This is a genomic window from Chitinivorax sp. PXF-14 (assembly GCF_040812015.1).
Classification (GTDB): domain Bacteria; phylum Pseudomonadota; class Gammaproteobacteria; order Burkholderiales; family SCOH01; genus JBFNXJ01.
The window spans coordinates 25423-46751 of the sequence record NZ_JBFNXJ010000012.1 but is presented as its reverse complement, the minus strand read 5'-3'; the positions used below and the strand labels follow the sequence as shown (position 1 = coordinate 46751).

The following is a 21329-nucleotide window of genomic DNA, read 5'->3' as shown; positions in this document are numbered from 1 at the left end:
GAAAAAATGTCGGCTGAACACGCATCCGCACCCGCTAACGCGACTGAATATATCAAACACCACCTGACCTTCCTGCAGTCACATGGGGACGGTTTCTGGCGTTTCAACCTTGACACCTTCTGGATCGCTTTGTTCCTGGGTTTTGTCTTCGCGTCGATTTTTGCCGTCGCAGCCCGCAGCGCGACATCCGGCACGCCGGGCCGTCTGCAGAACTTCGTGGAACTGATCGTCGAGATGGTCGACTCCCAGATCAAGGATGCTTTCCACGCCAAGAGCAAGGTCATTGGGCCGCTGTCGCTGACGATCTTCTGCTGGGTATTCCTGATGAACGCCATGGACTTCCTGCCGGTTGACCTGCTGCCGAAGGCTGCTGGCGCACTGGGGGTCCACTATCTGCGCGCAGTTCCAAGTGCAGACGTGAACCAGACCTTTGCCATGTCGATTTCCGTGATGTTCCTGATCATGGGGTTCAGCATCAAGGCCAAGGGCATCGGCGGCTATGGCAAAGAGTTGCTGACTGCGCCGTTCCACGCGAGCGGCCCGATTGGTACGCTGATCCTGGCCCCGGTCAACCTGGCATTCCAGACGATCGAATTGCTGGCCAAGCCGATTTCTCTTGCTCTGCGTCTGTTCGGCAATATGTACGCAGGCGAACTGATCTTCATCCTGATTGCAATGCTGCCATGGTATGTGCAGTGGGTTCTGGGTGCGCCGTGGGCCATCTTCCACATCCTGGTCGTCACGCTACAGGCTTTCGTGTTCATGATGCTGACCATCGTGTACCTGAGCCTCGCGGTAGAAGACCACTAAGTTTCGTTTCAAGTTTGTTCAAACCCTTTTAGTCACACATCCTTCAACTAGGAGATAGTAAATGGAAGCAGCACAACTGATTGCTAACGTACAAGGCCTGACCGTTATCGCCGCCGCCTTCATCATCGGCTTGGCAGCGATCGGCACCGCTCTGGGTTTTGCGATCCTCGGCGGCAAGTTTCTCGAGTCCTCCGCTCGCCAGCCGGAAATGATTCCTGTGCTGCAAACCAAGCTGTTCATTATTGCCGGTCTGCTTGACGCGATCTCCATGATCGGTGTTGGTGTTGCAATGCTCTACACCTTCAACAACCCGTTCCTGGGCCCGATCCTGGCTAAGCTGGGCGCTGCCTAATCATTCTCCCGCCCCGTTAGACTGAGGAAAAACAAACATGGATATCAACGCATCACTGTTGGGCCAAGCGATTACGTTTGCGCTCCTGGTGATCTTCACCATGAAGTTTGTTTGGCCTCCGCTGACCAACATGATGGACGAGCGCGCCAAGCGTATCGCTGACGGCCTGGCCGCGGCGGACCGTGGCAAGCAGGATCTGGAGCTGGCTGAAAAGCGTGCGGCTGACAAGCTGCGCGAAGCCAAGCAACAGGTCGCCGACATCATTGCCCAGGCTGAAAAGCGCGCTGCCCAGATCGTCGATGAGGCGAAGGATGTAGCTCGTGTAGAAGGCGAGCGTCTGATTGCTGGTGCAAAGGCGGAGATTGATCAAGAGGTGTATCGAGCCAAGGAGTCGCTGCGTGCGCAGGTCGCTGACCTGGCGGTAGCCGGCGCAGAGAAGATCCTGCGCAAGGAAATCGACGCATCCAAGCACGCCGGTCTGCTGGCTTCGATTCAAGCGGAATTGTAAGAATCTCATGGCAGAAATCGTTACAGTCGCTAGGCCTTACGCGGAAGGATTGTTCCGCCTCGCGAAGGACAGCAATGCGTTTGCCAAATGGTCCGAGGCACTAGGGCTGCTGGCGGCCGTGGTTGAGAACGACGACGTTAAGGAAGTCGTGACCAACCCGAAGTTTTCCTCCGAACAAGTGAAATCGCTGCTTTCAGCAGTGCTTGGCGCCAAGGCCGATGCCGAAGTGCTCAACTTGATTTCCGCTTTGCAGGAAAATGGCCGTCTGGTTCTGCTGCCGGAAATCGCGCTTCAGTATGAACAGCTGAAGGATGCACAAAACGGTACCGTCGAGGCACGCGTTGTGTCCGCATTCCCGCTGGACGATGCACAGTTGAGCGCACTGGTTGCCAAACTCGAGTCCCGCTTCAAGCAGAAGGTCGACGCCAAAGTGAGCGTGGATCCCGAGCTGCTGGGTGGCATTCGTGTCGAAGTAGGTGACGAGGTAATCGACGCATCGGTACGCGGCAAGTTGCAGGCGATGGCGTACAGGCTTAAGAGTTAGGAGAGATCATGCAGTTAAACCCCTCTGAGATCAGTGATCTGATCAAGAGCAAGATCGCAGGCCTGGCCGACGGCGCGGAAACCCGCACCAAAGGCACCGTGGTCTCGGTCACCGACGGTATCGTCCGCGTCCACGGCTTGTCCGAAGTGATGCAGGGCGAAATGTTGGAATTCCCGAACAACACGTTCGGCCTCGCGCTGAACCTCGAACGCGACTCGGTGGGCGCCGTAATTCTCGGTGACTACGAGCGCATTTCCGAAGGTGACGAGGTCAAGTGTACCGGTCGTATTCTGGAAGTGCCGGTTGGTCCGGAACTGAAGGGCCGCGTGGTGAATTCGTTGGGTCAGCCGATCGATGGCAAGGGCCCGATCAATGCCAAGCTGACCAACCCGATCGAAAAAATCGCCCCCGGCGTGATCGCACGTCAGTCTGTTGGTCAGCCGCTGCAAACCGGCACCAAGGCGATTGACGCGATGGTTCCGGTCGGTCGTGGCCAGCGTGAGCTGATCATTGGCGACCGCCAGACTGGTAAGACCGCCGTCGCACTCGATGCGATCATCAACCAGAAGGGAACTGGCGTTACGTGTATCTATGTTGCGATCGGCCAGAAGGCTTCTTCGATCGCCAACGTGGTACGCAAGCTGGAAGAGCACGGTGCGATGGATCACACGATCGTCGTGGCTTCGTCCTCGTCCGAGTCGGCCGCCATGCAGTTCATCTCGGCTTACGCCGGCTGCACCATGGGCGAATACTTCCGCGACCGAGGCGAAGATGCACTGATCGTTTATGACGATCTGTCCAAGCAAGCCGTGGCCTATCGCCAGATTTCGCTGCTGCTGCGCCGTCCGCCGGGCCGTGAAGCTTACCCGGGCGACGTGTTCTATCTGCACTCGCGTCTGCTTGAGCGCGCTGCTCGCGTCAACGAAGAATATGTCGAGAAGTTCACCAACGGTGAAGTGAAGGGCAAGACCGGTTCGCTGACCGCCCTGCCTATCATTGAAACCCAGGCGGGTGACGTTTCGGCCTTCGTTCCGACCAACGTGATCTCGATTACCGACGGCCAGATCTTCCTGGAAACTGACCTGTTCAACTCCGGCATCCGTCCTGCGATCAACGCAGGTATCTCGGTATCCCGCGTGGGTGGTGCAGCTCAGACCAAGGCGATCAAGAAGCTGTCCGGTGGTATCCGTACCGACTTGGCGCAGTACCGCGAACTCGCGGCATTTGCCCAATTCGCGTCCGATCTCGACGAAGTGACCCGCAAGCAGCTTGAGCGTGGCCGTCGCGTGACCGAGCTGATGAAGCAAGGCCAGTACCAGCCGATGAAGGTGTCGGAAATGACCCTGACGCTGCTCGCGGTCAACAAGGGCTACTACGACGACATCCCGGTTGAAAAGGCGCTGGCATTCGAAGCGGCATTCCGCTCGTACGCCAAGGCTAACCTGGCTGACATCCTGCAGCGAGTCGACGCTTCCGGCGAACTGTCTTCCGATGACGAGAAGAAGGTTTGCGCCGCGATCGAATCGTTCAAAGCAAGTTCGGCTTACTAATCACCAACTTCTTTGGATAGGTTCTGATCATGGCAAGCGGAAAAGAGATTCGCAATAAGATCAAGAGCGTGCAGAACACGCAAAAGATCACGCGTGCCATGGAGATGGTTGCTGCATCCAAGATGCGCAAGGCGCAGGACCGCATGAAAGCGGTCCGGCCTTACGGCGAAAAGGTGCGCCGCGTAGCGGCCCACCTGAGCCAGGCATTTCAGGATTATCAGCATCCGTTCTTCGTCGCTCGCGACACGGTCAAGCGTGTCGGTCTGATTGTCGTGACCTCTGACAAGGGCCTGTGCGGCGGCTTGAACACCAACGCGATGCGCGTTGCCGTGGCCAAGCTCAAGGAATGGCAGGCTGCAGGAGTTGAAGTCGATGTCACCACGATCGGTGGCAAGGGCTTCGGTTTCATGCAGCGTATCGGCGCCAACGTCGTGTCGCATGTGGCCGGTCTCGGCGACAAGCCTCACATGGAAACGCTGATCGGCCCCGTCAAGGTTCAGGTTGACGCCTTCCTCGAAGGCAAGATCGACGAATTGCATGTCGTGTTCAACCACTTCATCAATACGATGAAGCAGGAGCCGACTGCAGAGCAGGTTCTCCCCATCAAGGGCGAGAAGCTGGGCGACCGCGATCACGCTTGGGATTACCTGTACGAGCCCGATCCCAAAACCGTCGTCGAACAGTTGTTGCTGCGCTATATCGATGCCCTGGTTTACGGCGCTGTCGCCGAAAACATGGCATCCGAGCAGAGCGCGCGGATGGTGGCCATGAAGGCCGCGTCCGACAACGCAGGCAACATCATCGATGAACTGAAGCTGGTCTACAACAAGACCCGCCAGGCTGCGATTACGAAAGAACTTTCGGAAATCGTGTCCGGCGCTGCAGCGGTTTAATGATCGTCTGTCAGGTATCCGACATTAACGTATTTAGGAAGCAACGATGAGCCAAGGTAAAATCGTTCAGATCATCGGCGCGGTCGTCGACGTGGAATTCCCCCGCGACACGATGCCGAAGGTTTATGACGCGCTGAAGTTGGCCGACGGCGATCTGACGCTGGAAGTACAGCAACAGCTCGGCGACGGCGTGGTCCGTACCATTGCAATGGGCTCGACCGACGGCGTTCGCCGCGGTACAGCCGTCAACAACACCGGCGCACCGATCTCGGTACCGGTTGGCAAGGCTACGCTGGGCCGTATCATGGACGTACTGGGTAACCCGGTTGATGAAGCCGGCCCGGTCGACAGTGAAAACAAGTGGGCGATCCACCGCAAGGCACCGGCATTCGACGAACTGTCGTCGGCGACCGAGCTGCTGGAAACCGGCATCAAGGTTATCGACTTGCTGTGCCCGTTCGCCAAGGGCGGTAAGGTCGGCCTGTTCGGTGGTGCCGGTGTGGGCAAGACCGTTAACATGATGGAACTCATCAACAACATCGCGAAGGCGCACAGTGGTCTGTCCGTATTCGCCGGTGTAGGTGAGCGTACCCGTGAAGGTAACGACTTCTACCACGAAATGAAGGACTCGAACGTTCTGGACAAGGTCGCGATGGTTTACGGCCAGATGAACGAGCCGCCGGGCAACCGTCTGCGCGTTGCGCTGACCGGTCTGACCATGGCCGAGTACTTCCGTGACGAGAAGGATGCTTCCGGCAAGGGCCGCGACATTCTGTTCTTTGTCGACAACATCTACCGCTACACGCTGGCCGGTACCGAAGTATCCGCGCTGCTGGGCCGTATGCCGTCCGCGGTAGGTTACCAGCCGACGCTGGCCGAAGAAATGGGCCGTCTGCAGGAGCGTATTACCTCGACCAAGACCGGTTCGATTACTTCGATCCAGGCCGTATACGTACCTGCGGATGACTTGACCGACCCGTCGCCTGCTACGACGTTTGCCCACTTGGATGCAACCGTGGTTCTGTCGCGTGACATCGCTGCGCTGGGTATCTACCCGGCAGTTGACCCGCTCGACTCGACCTCGCGCCAGCTCGATCCGCAAGTCGTTGGCGACGAGCACTACTCGGTTGCCCGCGGTGTTCAGCAAACGCTGCAACGCTACAAGGAACTGCGCGACATCATCGCGATTCTGGGTATGGACGAATTGTCGCCGGAAGACAAGCAAGCCGTTGCGCGTGCTCGTAAGATCCAGCGTTTCCTGTCGCAGCCTTTCCACGTTGCAGAAGTATTTACCGGCTCGCCCGGCAAGTACGTTCCGCTCAAGGAAACCATCAAGGGCTTCAAGGGCATCATCAACGGCGACTACGACCACCTGCCGGAACAGGCGTTCTACATGGTCGGCACCATTGACGAAGCAATCGAAAAAGCCAAGTCGCTGCAATAAGCACCTTCGATAACTGGGAGGGATTATGGCAATGACCATGCATGTAGACGTAGTAAGCGGCGAAGAGTCGATCTACTCCGGTGTGGCTGAATTTCTGGTCGCACCGGCAGACGGCGGCGAAATCGGCGTCTACCCGCGTCACGCGCCGCTCCTGGCGATGATCAAGCCTGGCCCGGTACGCATCGTACCGGCCAACGGCGGTGGCGAAGACGTTTTCGTCTTCGTTTCCGGCGGCATGATCGAAGTCCAGCCTCATGTGGTGACCATCCTGGCCGATACCGCGATTCGCGGTGCCGACCTGGACGAAGCCAAGGCGCTGGAAGCCAAGAAGCGTGCGGAAGAAGTGATCGAGAAGCGTGCAGCGGACCTCGATCTGGCAAAGGCTCAGGCCGAGCTGGCCGAAGCCGTGGCGCAACTCGCGGTGATCCAGAAGTTGCGCAAGCGGGGCCACTGAGCCTTGAGTGCAGCGAGCGATCGCAGTTTGTGATAAAAGGCAGCTTTACGCTGCCTTTTGTCTTTTCCCGCATCAGCACTTCAGAATGCGATGATGAATACGATGAACAATCTATCCTGTGTGATTCTCGCTGCCGGCAAAGGCAAGCGTATGTACTCCGATCTACCCAAGGTGCTGCATCCGATCGCCGGGCGACCCATGCTGCGCCATGTCGTTGATACCGCCTGCTCGTTCAGCCCGTCTCAACTGGTCATCGTGTACGGCCATGGTGGCGAGCTGGTACGGCAGTCGCTCAGTGACGTGGCATGTGAATGGGCGCTGCAGGAGCAGCAACTGGGAACGGGCCATGCCGTACAGATGGCCCTGCCGTTTCTACCCGACAATGGTGCAACCCTGGTGCTGTACGGCGACGTGCCGCTGATTGGCCTGGATACGCTGCAGGCGATGGTGGAGGCGGGACAGGGTGGTAAGCTCGTGCTGCTGACCGACATCATTGACGACGCCGCGGGCTATGGGCGTATCGTCAGGGATGGCGAGGGTCGCGTAATCCGCATCGTTGAGGAAAAGGACGCGACCGAAGCCGAGCGCCACATCCGCGAGATCAATACGGGCATCATGTTGCTGCCGAACCAGCACGTGCGCCAATGGCTGGGCAGTCTGTCCAACCAGAATGCGCAAGGCGAGTACTATCTGACCGATGTGGTCGGCATGGCCGTCACGGATGGTGTCGAGATCGCAACCGCCAATCCGCGGCAGAGCTGGGAAACCTTCGGCGTCAACAGCCGGGTGCAGCAGGCCGAGCTGGAGCGCATCTATCAGCTGGAACAGGCGCGCAAGCTGCTCGAACAAGGCGTGACCCTACTTGACCCGGCCCGGCTGGATGTGAGAGGCAGCCTCAGTTGCGGGCGTGACGTGGTGATCGATATCAGCTGCGTCGTTGAGGGCCGGGTGGTGCTTGGTGACGGCGTGAAGATCGGCCCCAATTGCGTGCTGCGTGACGCCGAGATTGCCGCCGGTACGGAAATCGCCGCCTTCTCGCATATTGATGGTGCCATTGTCGGTGTGGGCGGTAAGATCGGGCCCTATGCGCGCCTGAGGCCGGGGGCGGAACTGGCGGGTGAGGTGCACATCGGTAATTTCGTCGAGATCAAGAAAACCCGGATTGGCCAGGGATCCAAGGTCAATCACCTGAGTTATGTCGGCGATGCGTCGATCGGCGCTGGCGTCAACGTCGGTGCTGGCACTATCACCTGCAATTATGATGGTGTGAACAAGCACCTGACGGTAGTCGAGGATGGTGCCTTCATCGGCTCTGGCACCATGCTGGTAGCGCCGGTGACGGTTGCCCGCGGGGCAACGGTTGGTGCAGGCTCGACCATCACCCGCCATGTACCGGAAGCTCAGCTGACCGTGGCGCGCGCCCGGCAGACGACGATCCCGGCGTGGAAGCGCCCGGAAAAGAAAGACTAGCGACTCGCCATTTGATGGCCATGGGCCGGGTCGGCCCGAATCTGGAGAATGACAAGATGTGTGGCATCGTCGGGGCTATTGCCCAACGCAATGTAGTGCCGGTACTGGTGGAGGGCCTCAAGCGCCTGGAGTACCGCGGTTATGACTCGGCCGGCGTCGCCGTGCTGGATGGCGACATCAAGCGGGTACGCCGGGTGGGCCGGGTGGCCGAGATGGAGAATGCCGCCGCCGCAGTCGGCCTGCATGGCCAGCTTGGCATCGGCCACACGCGCTGGGCCACTCATGGCGGCGTGACTGAGCCGAACGCTCACCCGCATGTATCCGGCGAACTGATCGCGGTGGTGCACAACGGTATCATCGAGAACCACGACGAAAAGCGCGCGTCGCTGAAGGCACTCGGCTATGTGTTCGAATCGCAGACCGATACCGAGGTCATCGCTCACCTGGTGCATTACCACTATCTGCAGAGCCGCGATCTGTTCGCAGCCGTGCGCGCTGCTGCCAAGGAACTGGTCGGTGCCTACGCGATCGCCGTGCTGGCGAAGGATCAGCCCGATGTGATGGCGTGCGCGCGCATGGGCTGCCCCTTGCTGATCGGCTTGGGTGAGGGTGAAAATTTCATCGCCTCCGATGTCTCCGCCATCATTTCGGCGACGCGGCGTGTGATTTTCCTGGAAGAGGGTGATGTCGCCGCGCTGCGTCGTGATCAGGTGACGATCCTGGACAAGTCTGGCCAGCCCGCCGAGCGCAAGGTCCATGTCAGCGACGTGTCGCTCGCTTCGCTCGAACTCGGCCCCTATAGCCACTTCATGCAGAAGGAAATCCACGAGCAACCCAAGGCGCTGTCCGACACCATCGAGCCGGTGCTGGAGCTGGGTTTCTCGTCGAAGTTGTTCGGCGACCAGGCAGAGTCCATCCTGTCTAAAGTCGAGGGTGTACTGATCCTCGCCTGCGGCACCAGCTACTATGCGGGGTCGGTTGCGCGTTACTGGATCGAGTCGATCGCCCGCATTCCTTGCCAGGTCGAGATCGCCAGCGAATACCGTTACCGCGATGCTGTCGCCAATCCAAACTGGCTCGTCGTCACCATCTCGCAGTCGGGCGAGACGCTCGACACGATGGAGGCGCTCAAATACGCCAAGTCGCTTGGCCACGACAAGACGCTGTCGATCTGCAATGTACGCGAAAGCGCCATACCGCGTGCCTCCGAGCTGGTGTTCTATACACGGGCGGGCGCCGAGATCGGGGTGGCATCGACCAAGGCCTTTACCACCCAGCTGGTCGCACTGTTTGCCTTGACTGGCACGCTCGCCAAGCTGCGTGGCCACCTCGATGCCGAGCGTGAAGTTGCTTACCTTGACGACTTGCGCCGCTTGCCGGGCAGCGTGCAGCATGCGCTCAACCTCGAACCGCAGATCGCTGGCTGGTCAGAACGCTTCAGCCCCAAGGAGCACGCGCTGTTCCTCGGCCGCGGCCCGCATTATCCGATCGCGCTCGAAGGCGCACTTAAGCTCAAGGAAATCTCCTACATCCATGCCGAGGCCTACCCGGCGGGCGAGCTCAAGCATGGCCCGCTCGCGCTGGTCGACGACAATATGCCAGTCGTGGTGATCGCGCCGAACGACGCCTTGCTCGAAAAGGTGAAGTCGAACATGCAGGAAGTCCGCGCGCGTGGCGGCGAGTTGTTTGTCTTTGCTGATCTGGACAGCCACTTCGCCGAATCCGAAGGGGTACACGTCATTCGCACTCCGCGGCACGCCGGGGTACTGAGCCCGATCGTACATTCGATCCCGGTACAGTTGCTGGCTTACCATGCCGCATTGCAGCGCGGCACCGATGTGGATAAACCACGGAACCTGGCAAAATCGGTGACGGTGGAGTGAGTTGGCACTCATCCCAACCATTGTTCCGCGCATTGAGGTCGTAAACAGATCAATCAAGTCGTAAGTATGAAATTAGTCTGATTGAGAGCCCATTCCTGAGTGAATGGGCTCTTTTTCATCTTCTTTTCTGCTTGAGCGGCTGCATTGTTGCAATAAGAAGCAATGAATTGGACTGGATTTGGCCGGTGTTTCTGACTATTTAAGTCGTAAACAAAGCACAGCGCGGCTTAATTGGCCCGATGAACTTGTGGTTGAATATGCAGCAAGCCTTTGCAGAGGGCATAAAACCTGCTGATGGGGCCCCGATTCGTACTGCAGGGCCCATAGTTGCTCGTTTACGACTTTGCTGGCAAACATTCGTCCGCACTCCAGACGGAACCCGCCAGTGGTTCGTGCTCGTTCTCAACGGCTCTCCTGCTCATTGGAGAATGTCGGCCCACAGCGAGCTCAAAACTCCTACCGTGGTCGCCCAGGCCACCAGCCAGGCAGAGCCCCGACAACTCGACGCGTCACGGTTGCAAGCGTTGCCGCGCCTCCTGCGGCGTTTCCCCCGTCCACTCGCGGAATGCCCGGGTGAAAGCGCTGTGCTCCGAATATCCGAGCAGCAGGGCGATATCCACGATCTGCAGGCGCGGATCACGCAGGTAGGAGGCGGCAAGCTCGTGGCGTACCAGATTCAGTTCCCCTCGAAAGCTGGAGCCGGCCTCCAGCAAGCGGCGCTGCAAGGTCCGGGATGAGCAGGACAGCTTTGCGCTGATTTTTTTGAGGTCGGGCTCGCCTTCTCGCAACGCATCCGAGATGGTTTTGCGCAACTGTTCGACGATTTCAGCCTGTTGAGGTAAACGCGCCAGAAGCGCGTCGGCATGCTGCTCCAGTAGCGCGATGAGCGCTCGATCGGGGCTCCGCAGCGGCATGGTCAGCAGATCCAGGGCGCAGCGCACACCTGGCTCAGGCTGATTGAACAATACCGGGCAACCGAAAAACGCCTCGTAGGGGTGCACGTCGTCGGGAGCCGGGTGGGCGAAGCGCACCAGGAGTGGCGTTACAGGCTCCCGGACGATGTTTCGGGCGAACTGGATCAATACAGAGTACCCCGTCTCCTCGACCAGGCGGCCGGTCAGGTATTGGCTGCTATCCCAGATCAGCTCGAACCAATCCGGCCCAAGCCGCAGGTTCATGGGCACCACGTCGAAGATCAGCCGCTGATATCGCTCCAGGCGCTGCAGGGCAGCCCCCAGGTTGTCGCAAGCCAGTAGCACCGCCCCCAGGATACCGAGATGCGGGGAAGTGATCGTCTGCCCGACGTGGAGCCCCAGCAGCGGGTCCGCCAGATGGGTTGACGCGCGCTGCAGCATCCGGTCCCAGCGTTCGACGTCGACGCTGCCGATACCATCCGGATCCAGCCTTGGCCACGGCTCCTCCAGCACCGCCTCGGGCAAATGCCCGCGCACCTCCAGGTAGTCGTAGAGTAGTTGCACGTAAGTCGCGGGCACAACGCGCCGATGCAAGGGCTTGCCCATCTCCCGTCTCCGTCGGAAAGTGTGGCGTAAATTGTCAAGCGAGCCGGCGGGGAGTGTCAAGAACGCAAGGGCTATCGAATCGAGAATGGACGCCATCCCCCTTTTCGATATGACGGATACCGACATGCCCAAGACAGCCGCTGATCTCCTGGCGCCGAGCACGGTCAGCTTCAACTCTGGCGGCCTGCGCTGCAAAGCCGATTTCTTTCGTCCACTGGGTGCCGGCCCGTTCCCTGTGATCGTGATGGCTCACGGCCTGGGCGGCACCCGCAAGATGCGCCTGCAGGCCTTTGCCGAGCGATTCTCCAAGACCGGATACGCCTGCCTGGTGTTCGACTACCGTCACTTCGGCGACAGCGACGGTTATCCGCGCCAGTTGCTGGACATCGGCCGCCAGCTTGAGGACTGGCAGGCCGCCGTCACCCATGTTCGCAGCCTGCCCAGCATTGATCCGACGCGCATTGTCCTCTGGGGCACCTCCTTCAGCGGCGGACATGTGCTCGCCACGGCAGCCGCCGACAAGCAGATTGCGGCGGTCATCTCGCAGTGCCCATTCACCGATGGTCTCTCGTCCAGCCTGGCGATGAGCCCCGTCACCTCCTTGAAGGTCACTACGCTGGCCGTACGCGACCGCCTGGGCGCACTGTTCGGCGCCAAACCCGTCACGGTGCCCCTGTACGCACGGCCGGGAGAAACGGCGCTGATGAACTCGCCAGACGCTTACTCTGGGACCCTTGCCCTGCTGCCTCACGACCATGAAGTGCCTAACTATGTGGCTGCCCGCTTCGCCCTGGACATCATTCGCTACTACCCCGGGCGCAAGGCGGCAAAGATTCAGGCCCCCATTCTCTTCTGCGTCTGCGACAACGACACGGTTGCGCCGGCCAAGGCCGCGCTGCGCCACGCCAGCCGTGCGCCGCGCCACGAGATCAAGCACTACGCCGATGGCCACTTCGAGATCTATGTCGGTGAGGCATTCGAGCGCGTCGTCAGGGATCAGCTCGAGTTTCTCAAGCGCACCGTCCCGACCAATCAACAAGCCACTACCACTGGAAAGCTGTGAGCAAGCCCATGCAATACGATCTCAACGGTAAAGTTGTTCTGATCACCGGCGCGGCCGGCGGCATCGGTGCCGCGACAGCCCGTGAGCTCTACGCACTTGGTGCTAACCTGGTGCTGACTGACATGCAGCAGGCTGCTGTCGACAAGCTCGCCGCCGAATTCGACCCATCGCGCGTCCTGCCCATGACGCTCGACGTCACCGACGCCATAGCGACAAAGGCTGTCGTCCAGAACGCAGTCGAGCGCTTTGGCCGCCTCGACGTGGTGCATGCCAACGCAGGCATCTCGTGGCGCGACGGCGCTTCAACGGTTGCCAGCTGCGATGAAGCGGAGTTCGAGAAGATCATCGAAGTCGATCTGCTAGGCGTCTGGCGCACCGTCCGCGCGGCGCTGCCAGAGGTCGTTCGCAACAAGGGGCAGATCCTCGTCACCTCTTCCATCTACTCCTTCTTCAATGGCATGGCGAATGCGCCGTATGCCGCGTCCAAGGCCGGGGTGGAAATGCTGGCGCGCTGCCTGCGTGCCGAGATTGCCTACACTGGCGCGACAGCCAGCGTCGTCTACCCCGGCTGGACAGCCACGCCGATCGCGAAAGTCGCCTTCGGCGGCAACGCCATCGTCACACGGATGAATGAAGTTGGAGTGCCGGCGTGGTTACGTCAGCCCATTTCGCCCGAACACATGGCGCGCGCCATCGCCAAGGGTGTACAGCGGCGTCGGCCACGCATCTTTGCACCGCTGCGTTGGGTGCCGTTCTCGCTGTCCCGCGGGATATTCAACCTGATCACCGATGCCATGGTGGTTCGTCACGAGAAATTGCAGGGTCTGATCCAGCAGCTCGAAGCGGAATCCAGGCACACTCAGAAGCAACACGACAGCAGGAAACCACGATGACACGGTATGACCTGAACGGCCGCGTGATCGCGATCACCGGCGCAACCGGCGGCCTGGGCCTCGCTGCAGCGAAGGCCCTGCGCAACAGGGGCGCGAAGCTCGCTCTGTTCGACCTCAACCTTGAAGCCTTGCAGGCACAGGCTAGGGAGCTCGGTAGCCCCGAGGTCGCCGCCGGCTGGGTCGCCAACGTGCGCTCGATGGATAGCCTGAGCGCAGCCATGGCAGCGGCCGCCGCACACTTCGGCGGTATTGATGTGGTGATCGCGGGCGCCGGCATCGGTATCGCTGGTTCGCTGGAAACCATGGACCCGCGCGAGTTCGACCGCGTCATCGACATCAACCTCAATGGTGTCTGGCGCACCTTCCGTGCTGCCTTGCCACATGTGAAGGCTCGGCGTGGCTACCTGCTGGCCATCTCATCCATGGCCGCCTTCATCCACTCGCCGCTGAACGTGCATTACACAGCCAGCAAGGCGGGCGTCTGGGCGATGTGCAACAGTGCACGCCTGGAGCTGAAACACGAGGGCGTGGGGGTTGGTACCTTCCATCCCACTTTCTTCAAGACACCCATGATGGACGCCATTGTCGACGGTCCCTGCTCGACCCTGGTGTGGAACAAGCACCAAGGTATCTGGCAGTTTGTTGCGCTGGAAGAGGTGGTGAATGCGTTGGTGGACTGCATCGAATATCGCCGCGAGACCGTCACCGTGCCCAAGCGTAACAACGTGGTGGCGCATGCCCCTGGCTTTGCACGCAAGCTGATCGAGCGCATTGGTTTCAATGACGGGCGGATCGCTCAGGCAATGAAACAGCACAACGAGGGCTGAAACGATGAGCGAGCAGGCTTCTTCTCAGGAAACGAACTCGACGATATACGGCACGAATGGCTACAACGGTGTCGCTGATTACGTGTGAAGCGAGGCAATAATACGGGGCCAAACGGATGTGCTTTGGCATGATATTGGCCCCGAACTTGTAAGGCCGCACGAGCGGGGCTGTAACGTAGCGCTCAGTTAGCTTGGTCAACGCTTGCGGTGCTGTGCCCAGAACGCTTCCCGTTTCAAAAAAGAACCGGGTGGCTGTGTTTCATGGCCCCGTTGGGTAATTCAAGCTGGGCGGGTTGAATGGGATCTGGGCAGGTTCCCCTGCCTGCAAGATGCATTTCTGCCTGTTTGCGACTTCAATCGCGTGGAATGACAAAAAGGTGGCTAGCGCCACCTTTCTTTTGACTTGATTCGGACCTTAGCCTGCCAGCCCTTTGCGCAGCAGCTCCGCGACCAGCTCGTTCATGCCCTGTTCGTGCTGGGCTGCCTGTGCCTGCAATTCGGCAATCAACTCCTTGTCGAGCTTGACCGCGAACGGCAGCAGGCCGGCAGCCTGGTCGAGCTTTCTTTGTTCGCGCCGGTCGGCGACGACCGAGTCCTTGCCGAAGCGGCCCGGCGTTGCCGTCTGGCGCAACTGGCCGTTGATCTTGAGTCCGAGGTTTTTTGCCAGGTCGGTTCTTTTCACGCTGGGCTCCTTGTCGATGCAAATGCCGCATTGTACGCGTGATGGGAGGCGTGCGGCGTGTCACGAAACTGTCACGGCGGCATGGCCAATGCTTGCCTAGCATGAAGCCAGGGTGGCTGGCGGAGTGATCGATGGACGCGTGGGTGTGGCTGGGTGTGTCGGTGGTGCTGGCGGGCGTGCTGTTGTTCTACCGGGTGGCGCCGGGGTGGGTGGAGCGGGCGCTGAACCCGGTGGTGCAGCCGCCAGCCGCCGTTAGCTCCGCCGCGCTGGCATTGCATGGAAGGCTGCGGATTGCTGATCTGCACACCGACAGCCTGCTGTGGGGCCGTGACTTGCTGGCGCGCTCGGGTCGTGGCCACGCCGACATTCCACGCCTGCTGGCGGGCAATGTCGCGCTGCAGGTGCTGACGGTGGTGACGAAAACCCCCCGCCACCAGAACATCGACCACAACGACGACTGCACCGACAACATCCTGCCGCTGGCGCTGGCCCAGCGTTGGCCGATGCGCTGCTGGGGCAGCCTGTGCGAGCGTTGCCTGTACCAGTCGTGGCGGCTGCACGACATGGCCCGGCGCGCCGAGGGGCGCCTGCTGCTGATCAAGTCGCAAGCCGATCTGCGCGCCTATCTGCAGCGGCGGCAGCGCGAGCCCGGCATCATCGCCGCCTTGCTCGGGATCGAGGGGGCGCACGCGCTCGATGGCGATCTGGCCAATCTTGAGCGGCTGTACGACGCCGGCTTCCGGTTGATGTCGCCGAGCCACTTCTTCGATACCGACATCGGCGGCTCGGCGCACGGCATGGCGCAGGGCGGGCTGACCGACAAGGGGCGGCAGTGGCTGGCCTGGATGGAGGCGCACGGCATGGTGGTGGATCTGGCCCATGCATCGGGTGCGACGCTGGACGACGTGCTCAGGCTCGCGCGCAAGCCCGTGGTCGTCTCGCATACCGGCGTGAAAGGCACCTGCGCCAATGCCCGCAATCTCAGCGACGCGCAGCTCGAGGCGGTAGCGGCCAACGGTGGCCTGGTCGGTATCGGCTTCTGGGACACGGCGACCGGCGGCAATGACGTGGCTGCCATCGTGCGTGCCTTGCGTCATGCGGTGGATCGCATCGGCGCCTGCCACGTAGCCCTGGGCTCCGACTGGGACGGTGCTGTGGCCGTGCCGTTCGATGCCGCGCGGCTCGCCGAGCTGACTGACGGCCTGCTCGGCGCCGGTTTCAACGAGGACGAGATCGCCAGCATCATGGGGGAAAACGTGCTGCGCTATCTGGCCCAGGTGCTGCCGCCAGGCTGACAGCCTTCGACCAACAAAAAAACGGGGGCACCGGGCCCCCGTCAAATGCCTACCATCGGTTTTTCTTATTTGCCGAGCTTGAGCGCCTGCGGCAGCCTGATCGTGACGAACTCGTTGTCGTCCGGCGCCTTGCTGCCGACGTGGCGGCCGACGCTGAACGGGTAGTTGTTGTCGTCGATCACCATCAGCGTGCGCTCGTCGAGGATCACGATATCCTCGATGGTGTTGAACGGCATGGCAAAGGTGTCGCCCAGGCCGATGTCACCGTTGGTTGCCTTGCCGCTGATGCCGTAAGGGTCCTTGATCGCCATCAGGTTCACCAGCTCGCCCTTCTCCACCGCTTCGCCCGCCTTGCCGAGCTTGATCTTGAACAGCTTCTTGAAGCCGTTCATGTCGCCCTGGCTGCCGTCGCGCTCGATCACGATGCCTTCGTCGCTGTTGAACAGGATGAAGTCGCCGATATTCGTGCCCTTGGCGTCCAGCGTGTACTTGAAGGTCTTGCCGGTGAACTTCTTCGTTGTCAGGTCGAACTCGTGGATCATCAGCGTCTTGCCGTCGTGGCCGGTGAGCGGCTTCTCGAGCAGCGGGTAGAGCTTGCTGCCGTCGGCCGACAGCGCCATGCCCTCGAAGCCGCCACTGGTCTGGGCGCGGAAGGCATTGCTGGTGACGGTCGAGCGATAGGGCCAGAACATGCCGTTCATCCATGGCGTGTTCTTGCCGGCCTCGTCCTGCATATTGGTGCCGTCGTCGCTATCGGGGCCGTTGTAGATCGGGAAGTCACCGAACAGGTAGACGGTGCGGATCGCCGGGAACTTCTCCTGCACGCGGAACAGCGTGCGGAAATCGAAGCTCTGGATGTCCGCGCGGTCTTCCATGTGGTTGGCGACGATCACCCCGGCCAGCGTATCGGCCATCTGCTCGAAGCCCACGGTGCGGTCCTTGTAGACGTTGCCGTGTGCATCCTTGTCCGAGCGCGGGTTGACCTTGGTCTCGATGTTGAAGCGCACCTTCTTCGCATTGGCGACACGGCGGGCTGCGTCGGGATGCGTCTTGCCGGCACCGTTCGAGTAGTAGTCGATGTAGGCGGCCACCAGGTCGAAGATGTCCTGCGCGGTCGGCATCACATAGGGGCTGACATAGCCCTTCCTGGCCGCGAGGCCGGCGGCGACGGGCGACAGGGCCAGGTCGTTTTTCTGATCCGGGCCGCGGAATAGCTTGTCGCAGATGAAGGTCGACTGGATCTGTGCCCGTGTCAGGCTCTTGATCAGCGTCTCGTCGGCGAAGCCGTAAGGCTGGCCGTCAGCACGGCGGCACTTGCCCGACTCGATGTAGGGATCGTGCTTGACGATCGACACGCCATCCTGGGTGATGCCGGTATCGGTCTCGATCGTCGTCATCAGGTTGTCGAGCGCGACTTCATACGCCGGCATGGTGTTCTCGGGGCGCAGATTGCGGCCGCCGCGATGGCCCTGGGCGTCGAACTTGCTGATGTCGATCAGGCCGTCGCCGGTCAGGTAATCGCCGGCCTTGCCGTCGCCGTTGGCGTCGTATTCCGCGACAGCCTGATACAGCAGGTCCGGGCGGTCGGAGATGATGCCGCTGACGCCGGCCTTGAGCAGCCGCGTCATGGTCGGCTTGTCGTTGACGGTCCAGGTCACCACCTGGTAGCCGGCGTTCTTGAGCGAGGCCACGTCGAAGGTATCGGATGCGGCGGCCTTGAGATCGGTTGGCGTGTTCTTGCCGCGCGCATAGTGCTCGTCCGGGCTCGACTGCACGCCGTTGGTGTTGTACTTGAGCTCCACCCAATACGGCGAGAATACCGGCGCACGCTTGTTGCCATGGGCCTGCGCATGGGCGCGGGCGGCGTTCATGATGCGGATGGCCGAGGCTTCTTCGTTGTACGGGTTCTGCGGCGAGCGGATATCCTTGCCGGTGTTCTCGAAGTCGGGCAGCGCGATCGGCGCTTCCAGCAGCACGCCCTTGGCGTCGGTGTGGATCAGGAAGGGGCCGAACTCGTCGCCGAACCACAGCGAGCCATCCGGCGCGCGCTGCATCGATTCGATGTCGAAGTCGGCACCGGTCAGCACGCGGTCAGTGGTGAACTGGTTGACGATGGTGAAGGGAATCTGTTTGTTCGGGTCTTTCAGCTCGATGAAGCTGTTGACCTTGACGCTGCCATCGCCCGTGTTGCGGGTCTTGGGATTGCTGGCGACGGTGTAGACGCGCAGGTTGAAGTCGGCCGAGTTCTCGATCGAGCCATAGCCGTTGTCGGGCATGACCAGATAGCTGCCGTCGGGGTTCCTGAGCACCGCGGAGAAGCCCTGCACCGGCTGCTTGGCGAAAGGCGCGCTCTGGCCGTTCAGGTTGCCGCTCAGGTACTGGCCCGATACCGGGCCGTCGGCGAAGGTGGCGGCGGGCAGTACGGCGCGGCCAGCCAGGATCGGGGTATCGAAGGAATCGTCACTGCTATCGCTATTGCAGGCCGTGAGCAGGGTCGCGCTCAGGGCCAGGAGCGTCAGGTGCGGTAGCACCCTGCGCTTGATGGACATGGTCAATCTCCGTTGTTGTAGAAAGCCGCAACATGCTAGCCGGGCCCGGTGACGGGCCGTTGACGTGGAGATTGCACGAACATGTCAGTGCTGAGGCCGGGGCTCGCGCTGCCCGGCCATAAAGGCAGCCGGCCCGGCACCACCCCGTAGAAGTGCCGGGCCGGGCTGGCGTGGTGCCAGCGGGTGAGGCTTAGAAGCTATGCATGATCAGCACGCCATGGGCTTTCGGGTCTTTGCCGACCGTCGCGCCCAGGCTGTTGACGCCAAAGTTGAAGTTGGCCGCGCTGTCGTTGTCGATGCCGGTGCTGTAGGCGAGCAGGCCGGTACGCTTGGAAAACGCATAGTAGACGCCGGCCGCGTACTGCCGCGCACCGCTGTCGGCCTGGCTGCCCTTGTCGCCGAGCACGACGTAGGCCGCGCGCAGCTGCACCGCATCGCTGACCTGGTAGGTGCCGCCCACGGCCCAGCCGGTCTGGCGTTGCTTGCTGGTGGTGGCGGTCTTCTCTGTCGTGGTGTCCACCCCGACGCCGAGGCGTGCCGGGCCGAACTGGGCCGACACATAGGCAAACACGCCTTCCGCCTCGTTGCCGTCGGCGACGTTGAAGGCCACGTCGGCATCCTGATGCTTCTGGTAGGCGATGCCGCCCTCGACCGCCGCCTGCGTATAGGTCAGTGCGGCGCCCCAGAGCTGGCTGTTGAGGCCCTTGCCATCCTTGTTTTCGGCGGTCGCCCACATGGCCTGGCCTTGCAGCCCGTCGACGGTGGTGCTTTGCAGCAGCACCGAGTTCTTGGCCCGCACGTCCATGCGGTGAAACGGCGCCGGCGCACCGTAAAAGTCGGCGGTGGTGCCGCCGAACGGATTGAGCACGCCGCCGATGTCCTTGTAGGGGCTGTCGATACGGCCCAGCTTGACCGAGCCCAGGCTACTGGCGAGCCCGACATAGCTGTTGCGCGTGGCGAAGCCATCCGTCGGCTGGGCCTCGTCGGGACGGATCAGGCTTTCCACCTGCCAGATCGCCTTGAGGCCGTTGCCTAGCTCCTCATTGCCCTTGAAGCCGATACGCGAGGTCGCGTTGGCGACGCGTGTCTTGCTGACGTCGCCGTTGTCGGTGTACTCGACGCCGACGTTCATGCGGCCGTAGATCGTGACATTGCCGGCATCGGCATGGGCCACGACGGGGGCGATGACTGCACCGGCCAACAGGGCCGCGGTGAGTTTCTGCATACGACTGATCTCCTGCATCCATTGTGTTGTGGACGGCCTGCTCAACGGGCCGTACCTCATCCTTGGGGTGAGGCGGCGCCATCATAGGCGGCCCCAGCTTTCAGATCGCTTTCAACACATGCAGCGCAGATCGGCCGTCGGTACCGCGCCCGAGCGGGAATGCCGGCCTCGAAATGGCCGGGCCGGTAGTAGGCAATGAGCGGCGGGCCCGACTCGGCGGCAGTACCGAGAATGTGGAGATCGGGCTCGGGGTGGATGGGGCGGGTGCAAGGGCGGCGTGGCTCACGTCGCGGGCGAACAGCGGCGGCGTGTGAGCAGGGCGAAGGGCGCCAGGCTGGGTGCATGGGCGCCTGCATGAAAATCGGCCTGGGTGCTTGTCGTTCCACCCAGGCCGGCGATCGCCGCCTCAAACCGCGGCAGACAGGATCTGGATCAGAGGTCCTTGAGGATGTCGATGCGCTTCTGGCGATACTCGTCGTCGCTCACTAGGCCCTTGTCGCGCAGGCCCTGCAGCGTGCGCAGGCGTTCTTCCACGCTGCGGCCGTCGCGCATCATCGGCATGGCCATCGGTGCGGCGGCGGGTGCGGCCGGTGCCGTTGCGCTGGGGACGGGAGCCGGTGCGGGCGCCGGGCGTGCCGCCGGTGCCGGTACGGCGGCGGTCAGCGGCAGGGCCACCCAGTCGCCGCGCAGCAGATGGGCACCCGCGCCTTCGGCGCCGGCTGCCAGCTTCAGCTGCACCTTGGAGGCCCGGCCCCGCTCGCCGAGCTGGAACGGGTACATGAACTTGGTCATGCGGTACTGCGACTGGTATTCGACATGCGCGTCGCCGACGATCAGGTTGAGCATGCCGTCGCGGATGAAGACGCGGCCGCTGGTGCCGAGCTTGGGCGCGAGCAGGCCGATTGCGCCGTGGCGGTCTGAGCTCAGGAACACCATGTCCTGGCTGGCACCGGCGCGGGCAAAGCCACGGCTGAAGGCGTCGCCGAGCGTGGCGCGTTCTTCGTCGGTGAACAGCGGGTAGCGGTGCTTACCGTCTTGCAGCTCGACCAGCTTGAGCGTTGCGCGTACGGTTTCGACATCGACCGTGGCTGGCTGCTGGTTGCCGCTACCATCAGCCGGCACCAGCTTGACGTAGTCAAATTCCGAATCCTTGAACAGCGTGTCGGAGTTGGCCTGGGCCTGATTGTCGTTCGACTTGCCGAACAGCGAATTCAGAATGCCCTCGGCCTGGGCTGCGGGGGCCGCCAGGCCGAGTGTCAACAAGAGAGCCGGGATAAGGCTTACGCGGCGGGGCATGTATTGTCTCCTCGTTATCGTCGATGGTGGCGACCGGGTGTGGGCCCGGGCGCGGCCTGATGGCGGACAAG

19 protein-coding genes are annotated in these 21329 nt (G+C 61.5%); 14 read left to right on the top strand and 5 right to left on the bottom strand.

The annotated features are described in order from the left end of the window. Nucleotides 1–6 precede the first annotated feature (6 nt). From atpB to glmS, 10 genes are all read left to right on the top strand, one after another. Entirely contained in the window at nucleotides 7–810 is an 804-nt protein-coding gene (gene atpB, locus ABWL39_RS14640; RefSeq protein ID WP_367792643.1) for a F0F1 ATP synthase subunit A, read from the top strand. A gap of 61 nt (nucleotides 811–871) precedes the next feature. Then, nucleotides 872–1162: a F0F1 ATP synthase subunit C gene (gene atpE / locus ABWL39_RS14635; protein WP_367792640.1), complete on the top strand. Its 291-nt coding sequence runs from the start codon at nucleotides 872–874 to the stop codon at nucleotides 1160–1162. Between the two features lie 37 nt (nucleotides 1163–1199). After that, nucleotides 1200–1670, top strand: coding sequence for a F0F1 ATP synthase subunit B (locus ABWL39_RS14630; protein WP_367792637.1), 471 nt, complete (start codon nucleotides 1200–1202; stop codon nucleotides 1668–1670). Nucleotides 1671–1677: 7 nt separating this feature from the next. After that, entirely contained in the window at nucleotides 1678–2214 is a 537-nt protein-coding gene (locus tag ABWL39_RS14625) for a F0F1 ATP synthase subunit delta (RefSeq protein WP_367792632.1), read from the top strand. A gap of 8 nt (nucleotides 2215–2222) precedes the next feature. Further along, nucleotides 2223–3764 carry a F0F1 ATP synthase subunit alpha gene (gene atpA / locus ABWL39_RS14620; RefSeq protein WP_367792630.1) on the top strand — a complete coding sequence of 514 codons (1542 nt, stop codon included), beginning with the start codon at nucleotides 2223–2225 and terminating at the stop codon, nucleotides 3762–3764. Between the two features lie 29 nt (nucleotides 3765–3793). Beyond that, a complete protein-coding gene (gene atpG, locus ABWL39_RS14615; RefSeq protein ID WP_367792627.1) occupies nucleotides 3794–4657 on the top strand; it encodes a F0F1 ATP synthase subunit gamma in 864 nt (287 codons plus the stop codon). A 46-nt stretch (nucleotides 4658–4703) separates the two neighbouring features. After that, a complete protein-coding gene (gene atpD, locus ABWL39_RS14610; protein ID WP_367792625.1) occupies nucleotides 4704–6101 on the top strand; it encodes a F0F1 ATP synthase subunit beta in 1398 nt (465 codons plus the stop codon). Between the two features lie 25 nt (nucleotides 6102–6126). Beyond that, entirely contained in the window at nucleotides 6127–6555 is a 429-nt protein-coding gene (locus tag ABWL39_RS14605; protein ID WP_367792622.1) for a F0F1 ATP synthase subunit epsilon, read from the top strand. Between the two features lie 102 nt (nucleotides 6556–6657). After that, the gene (gene glmU, locus ABWL39_RS14600; protein ID WP_367792618.1) at nucleotides 6658–8025 is read left to right on the top strand and encodes a bifunctional UDP-N-acetylglucosamine diphosphorylase/glucosamine-1-phosphate N-acetyltransferase GlmU; all 1368 of its coding nucleotides are present in this window, start codon (nucleotides 6658–6660) and stop codon (nucleotides 8023–8025) included. Between the two features lie 56 nt (nucleotides 8026–8081). After that, nucleotides 8082–9908 carry a glutamine--fructose-6-phosphate transaminase (isomerizing) gene (gene glmS / locus ABWL39_RS14595; protein ID WP_367792615.1) on the top strand — a complete coding sequence of 609 codons (1827 nt, stop codon included), beginning with the start codon at nucleotides 8082–8084 and terminating at the stop codon, nucleotides 9906–9908. Nucleotides 9909–10417: 509 nt separating this feature from the next. On the opposite strand, the gene ABWL39_RS14590 is transcribed toward glmS, so the two are convergent. Beyond that, the gene (locus tag ABWL39_RS14590) at nucleotides 10418–11428 is read right to left on the bottom strand and encodes an AraC family transcriptional regulator (RefSeq protein ID WP_367792612.1); all 1011 of its coding nucleotides are present in this window, start codon (nucleotides 11426–11428) and stop codon (nucleotides 10418–10420) included. A 124-nt stretch (nucleotides 11429–11552) separates the two neighbouring features. Between ABWL39_RS14590 and ABWL39_RS14585 the strand changes: the two genes are divergently transcribed. From ABWL39_RS14585 to ABWL39_RS14575, 3 genes are read left to right on the top strand one after another with little or no spacing between them, the layout of a single operon-like run. Then, a complete protein-coding gene (locus tag ABWL39_RS14585; RefSeq protein ID WP_367792926.1) occupies nucleotides 11553–12491 on the top strand; it encodes an alpha/beta hydrolase in 939 nt (312 codons plus the stop codon). Nucleotides 12492–12499: 8 nt separating this feature from the next. Then, nucleotides 12500–13384 carry an SDR family NAD(P)-dependent oxidoreductase gene (locus ABWL39_RS14580; RefSeq protein ID WP_367792609.1) on the top strand — a complete coding sequence of 295 codons (885 nt, stop codon included), beginning with the start codon at nucleotides 12500–12502 and terminating at the stop codon, nucleotides 13382–13384. Continuing rightward, complete coding sequence (locus tag ABWL39_RS14575) at nucleotides 13381–14211, top strand: SDR family NAD(P)-dependent oxidoreductase (protein ID WP_367792606.1); 831 nt, start codon at nucleotides 13381–13383, stop codon at nucleotides 14209–14211. The genes ABWL39_RS14580 and ABWL39_RS14575 overlap by 4 nt, the downstream gene beginning before the upstream one ends. A 415-nt stretch (nucleotides 14212–14626) precedes the next feature. On the opposite strand, the gene ABWL39_RS14570 is transcribed toward ABWL39_RS14575, so the two are convergent. Further along, complete coding sequence (locus tag ABWL39_RS14570; protein ID WP_367792603.1) at nucleotides 14627–14893, bottom strand: hypothetical protein; 267 nt, start codon at nucleotides 14891–14893, stop codon at nucleotides 14627–14629. Between the two features lie 131 nt (nucleotides 14894–15024). Here ABWL39_RS14570 and ABWL39_RS14565 point away from each other — a divergent pair, with 131 nt between their 5' ends. Then, on the top strand, nucleotides 15025–16188 hold the full coding sequence (locus ABWL39_RS14565; protein ID WP_367792600.1) for a dipeptidase: 1164 nt from the start codon (nucleotides 15025–15027) through the stop codon (nucleotides 16186–16188). Nucleotides 16189–16253: 65 nt separating this feature from the next. On the opposite strand, the gene ABWL39_RS14560 is transcribed toward ABWL39_RS14565, so the two are convergent. The 3 genes from ABWL39_RS14560 to ABWL39_RS14550 form a co-directional block, all read right to left on the bottom strand. Further along, nucleotides 16254–18737, bottom strand: coding sequence for an esterase-like activity of phytase family protein (locus ABWL39_RS14560; protein ID WP_367792597.1), 2484 nt, complete (start codon nucleotides 18735–18737; stop codon nucleotides 16254–16256). 190 nt (nucleotides 18738–18927) lie between these two features. Continuing rightward, nucleotides 18928–19962, bottom strand: coding sequence for a porin (locus ABWL39_RS14555; protein ID WP_367792594.1), 1035 nt, complete (start codon nucleotides 19960–19962; stop codon nucleotides 18928–18930). A gap of 432 nt (nucleotides 19963–20394) precedes the next feature. Further along, nucleotides 20395–21258 (bottom strand): SHOCT domain-containing protein, encoded by an 864-nt coding sequence (locus ABWL39_RS14550; RefSeq protein ID WP_367792591.1) that lies wholly within the window; start codon nucleotides 21256–21258, stop codon nucleotides 20395–20397. Nucleotides 21259–21329 lie beyond the last annotated feature (71 nt).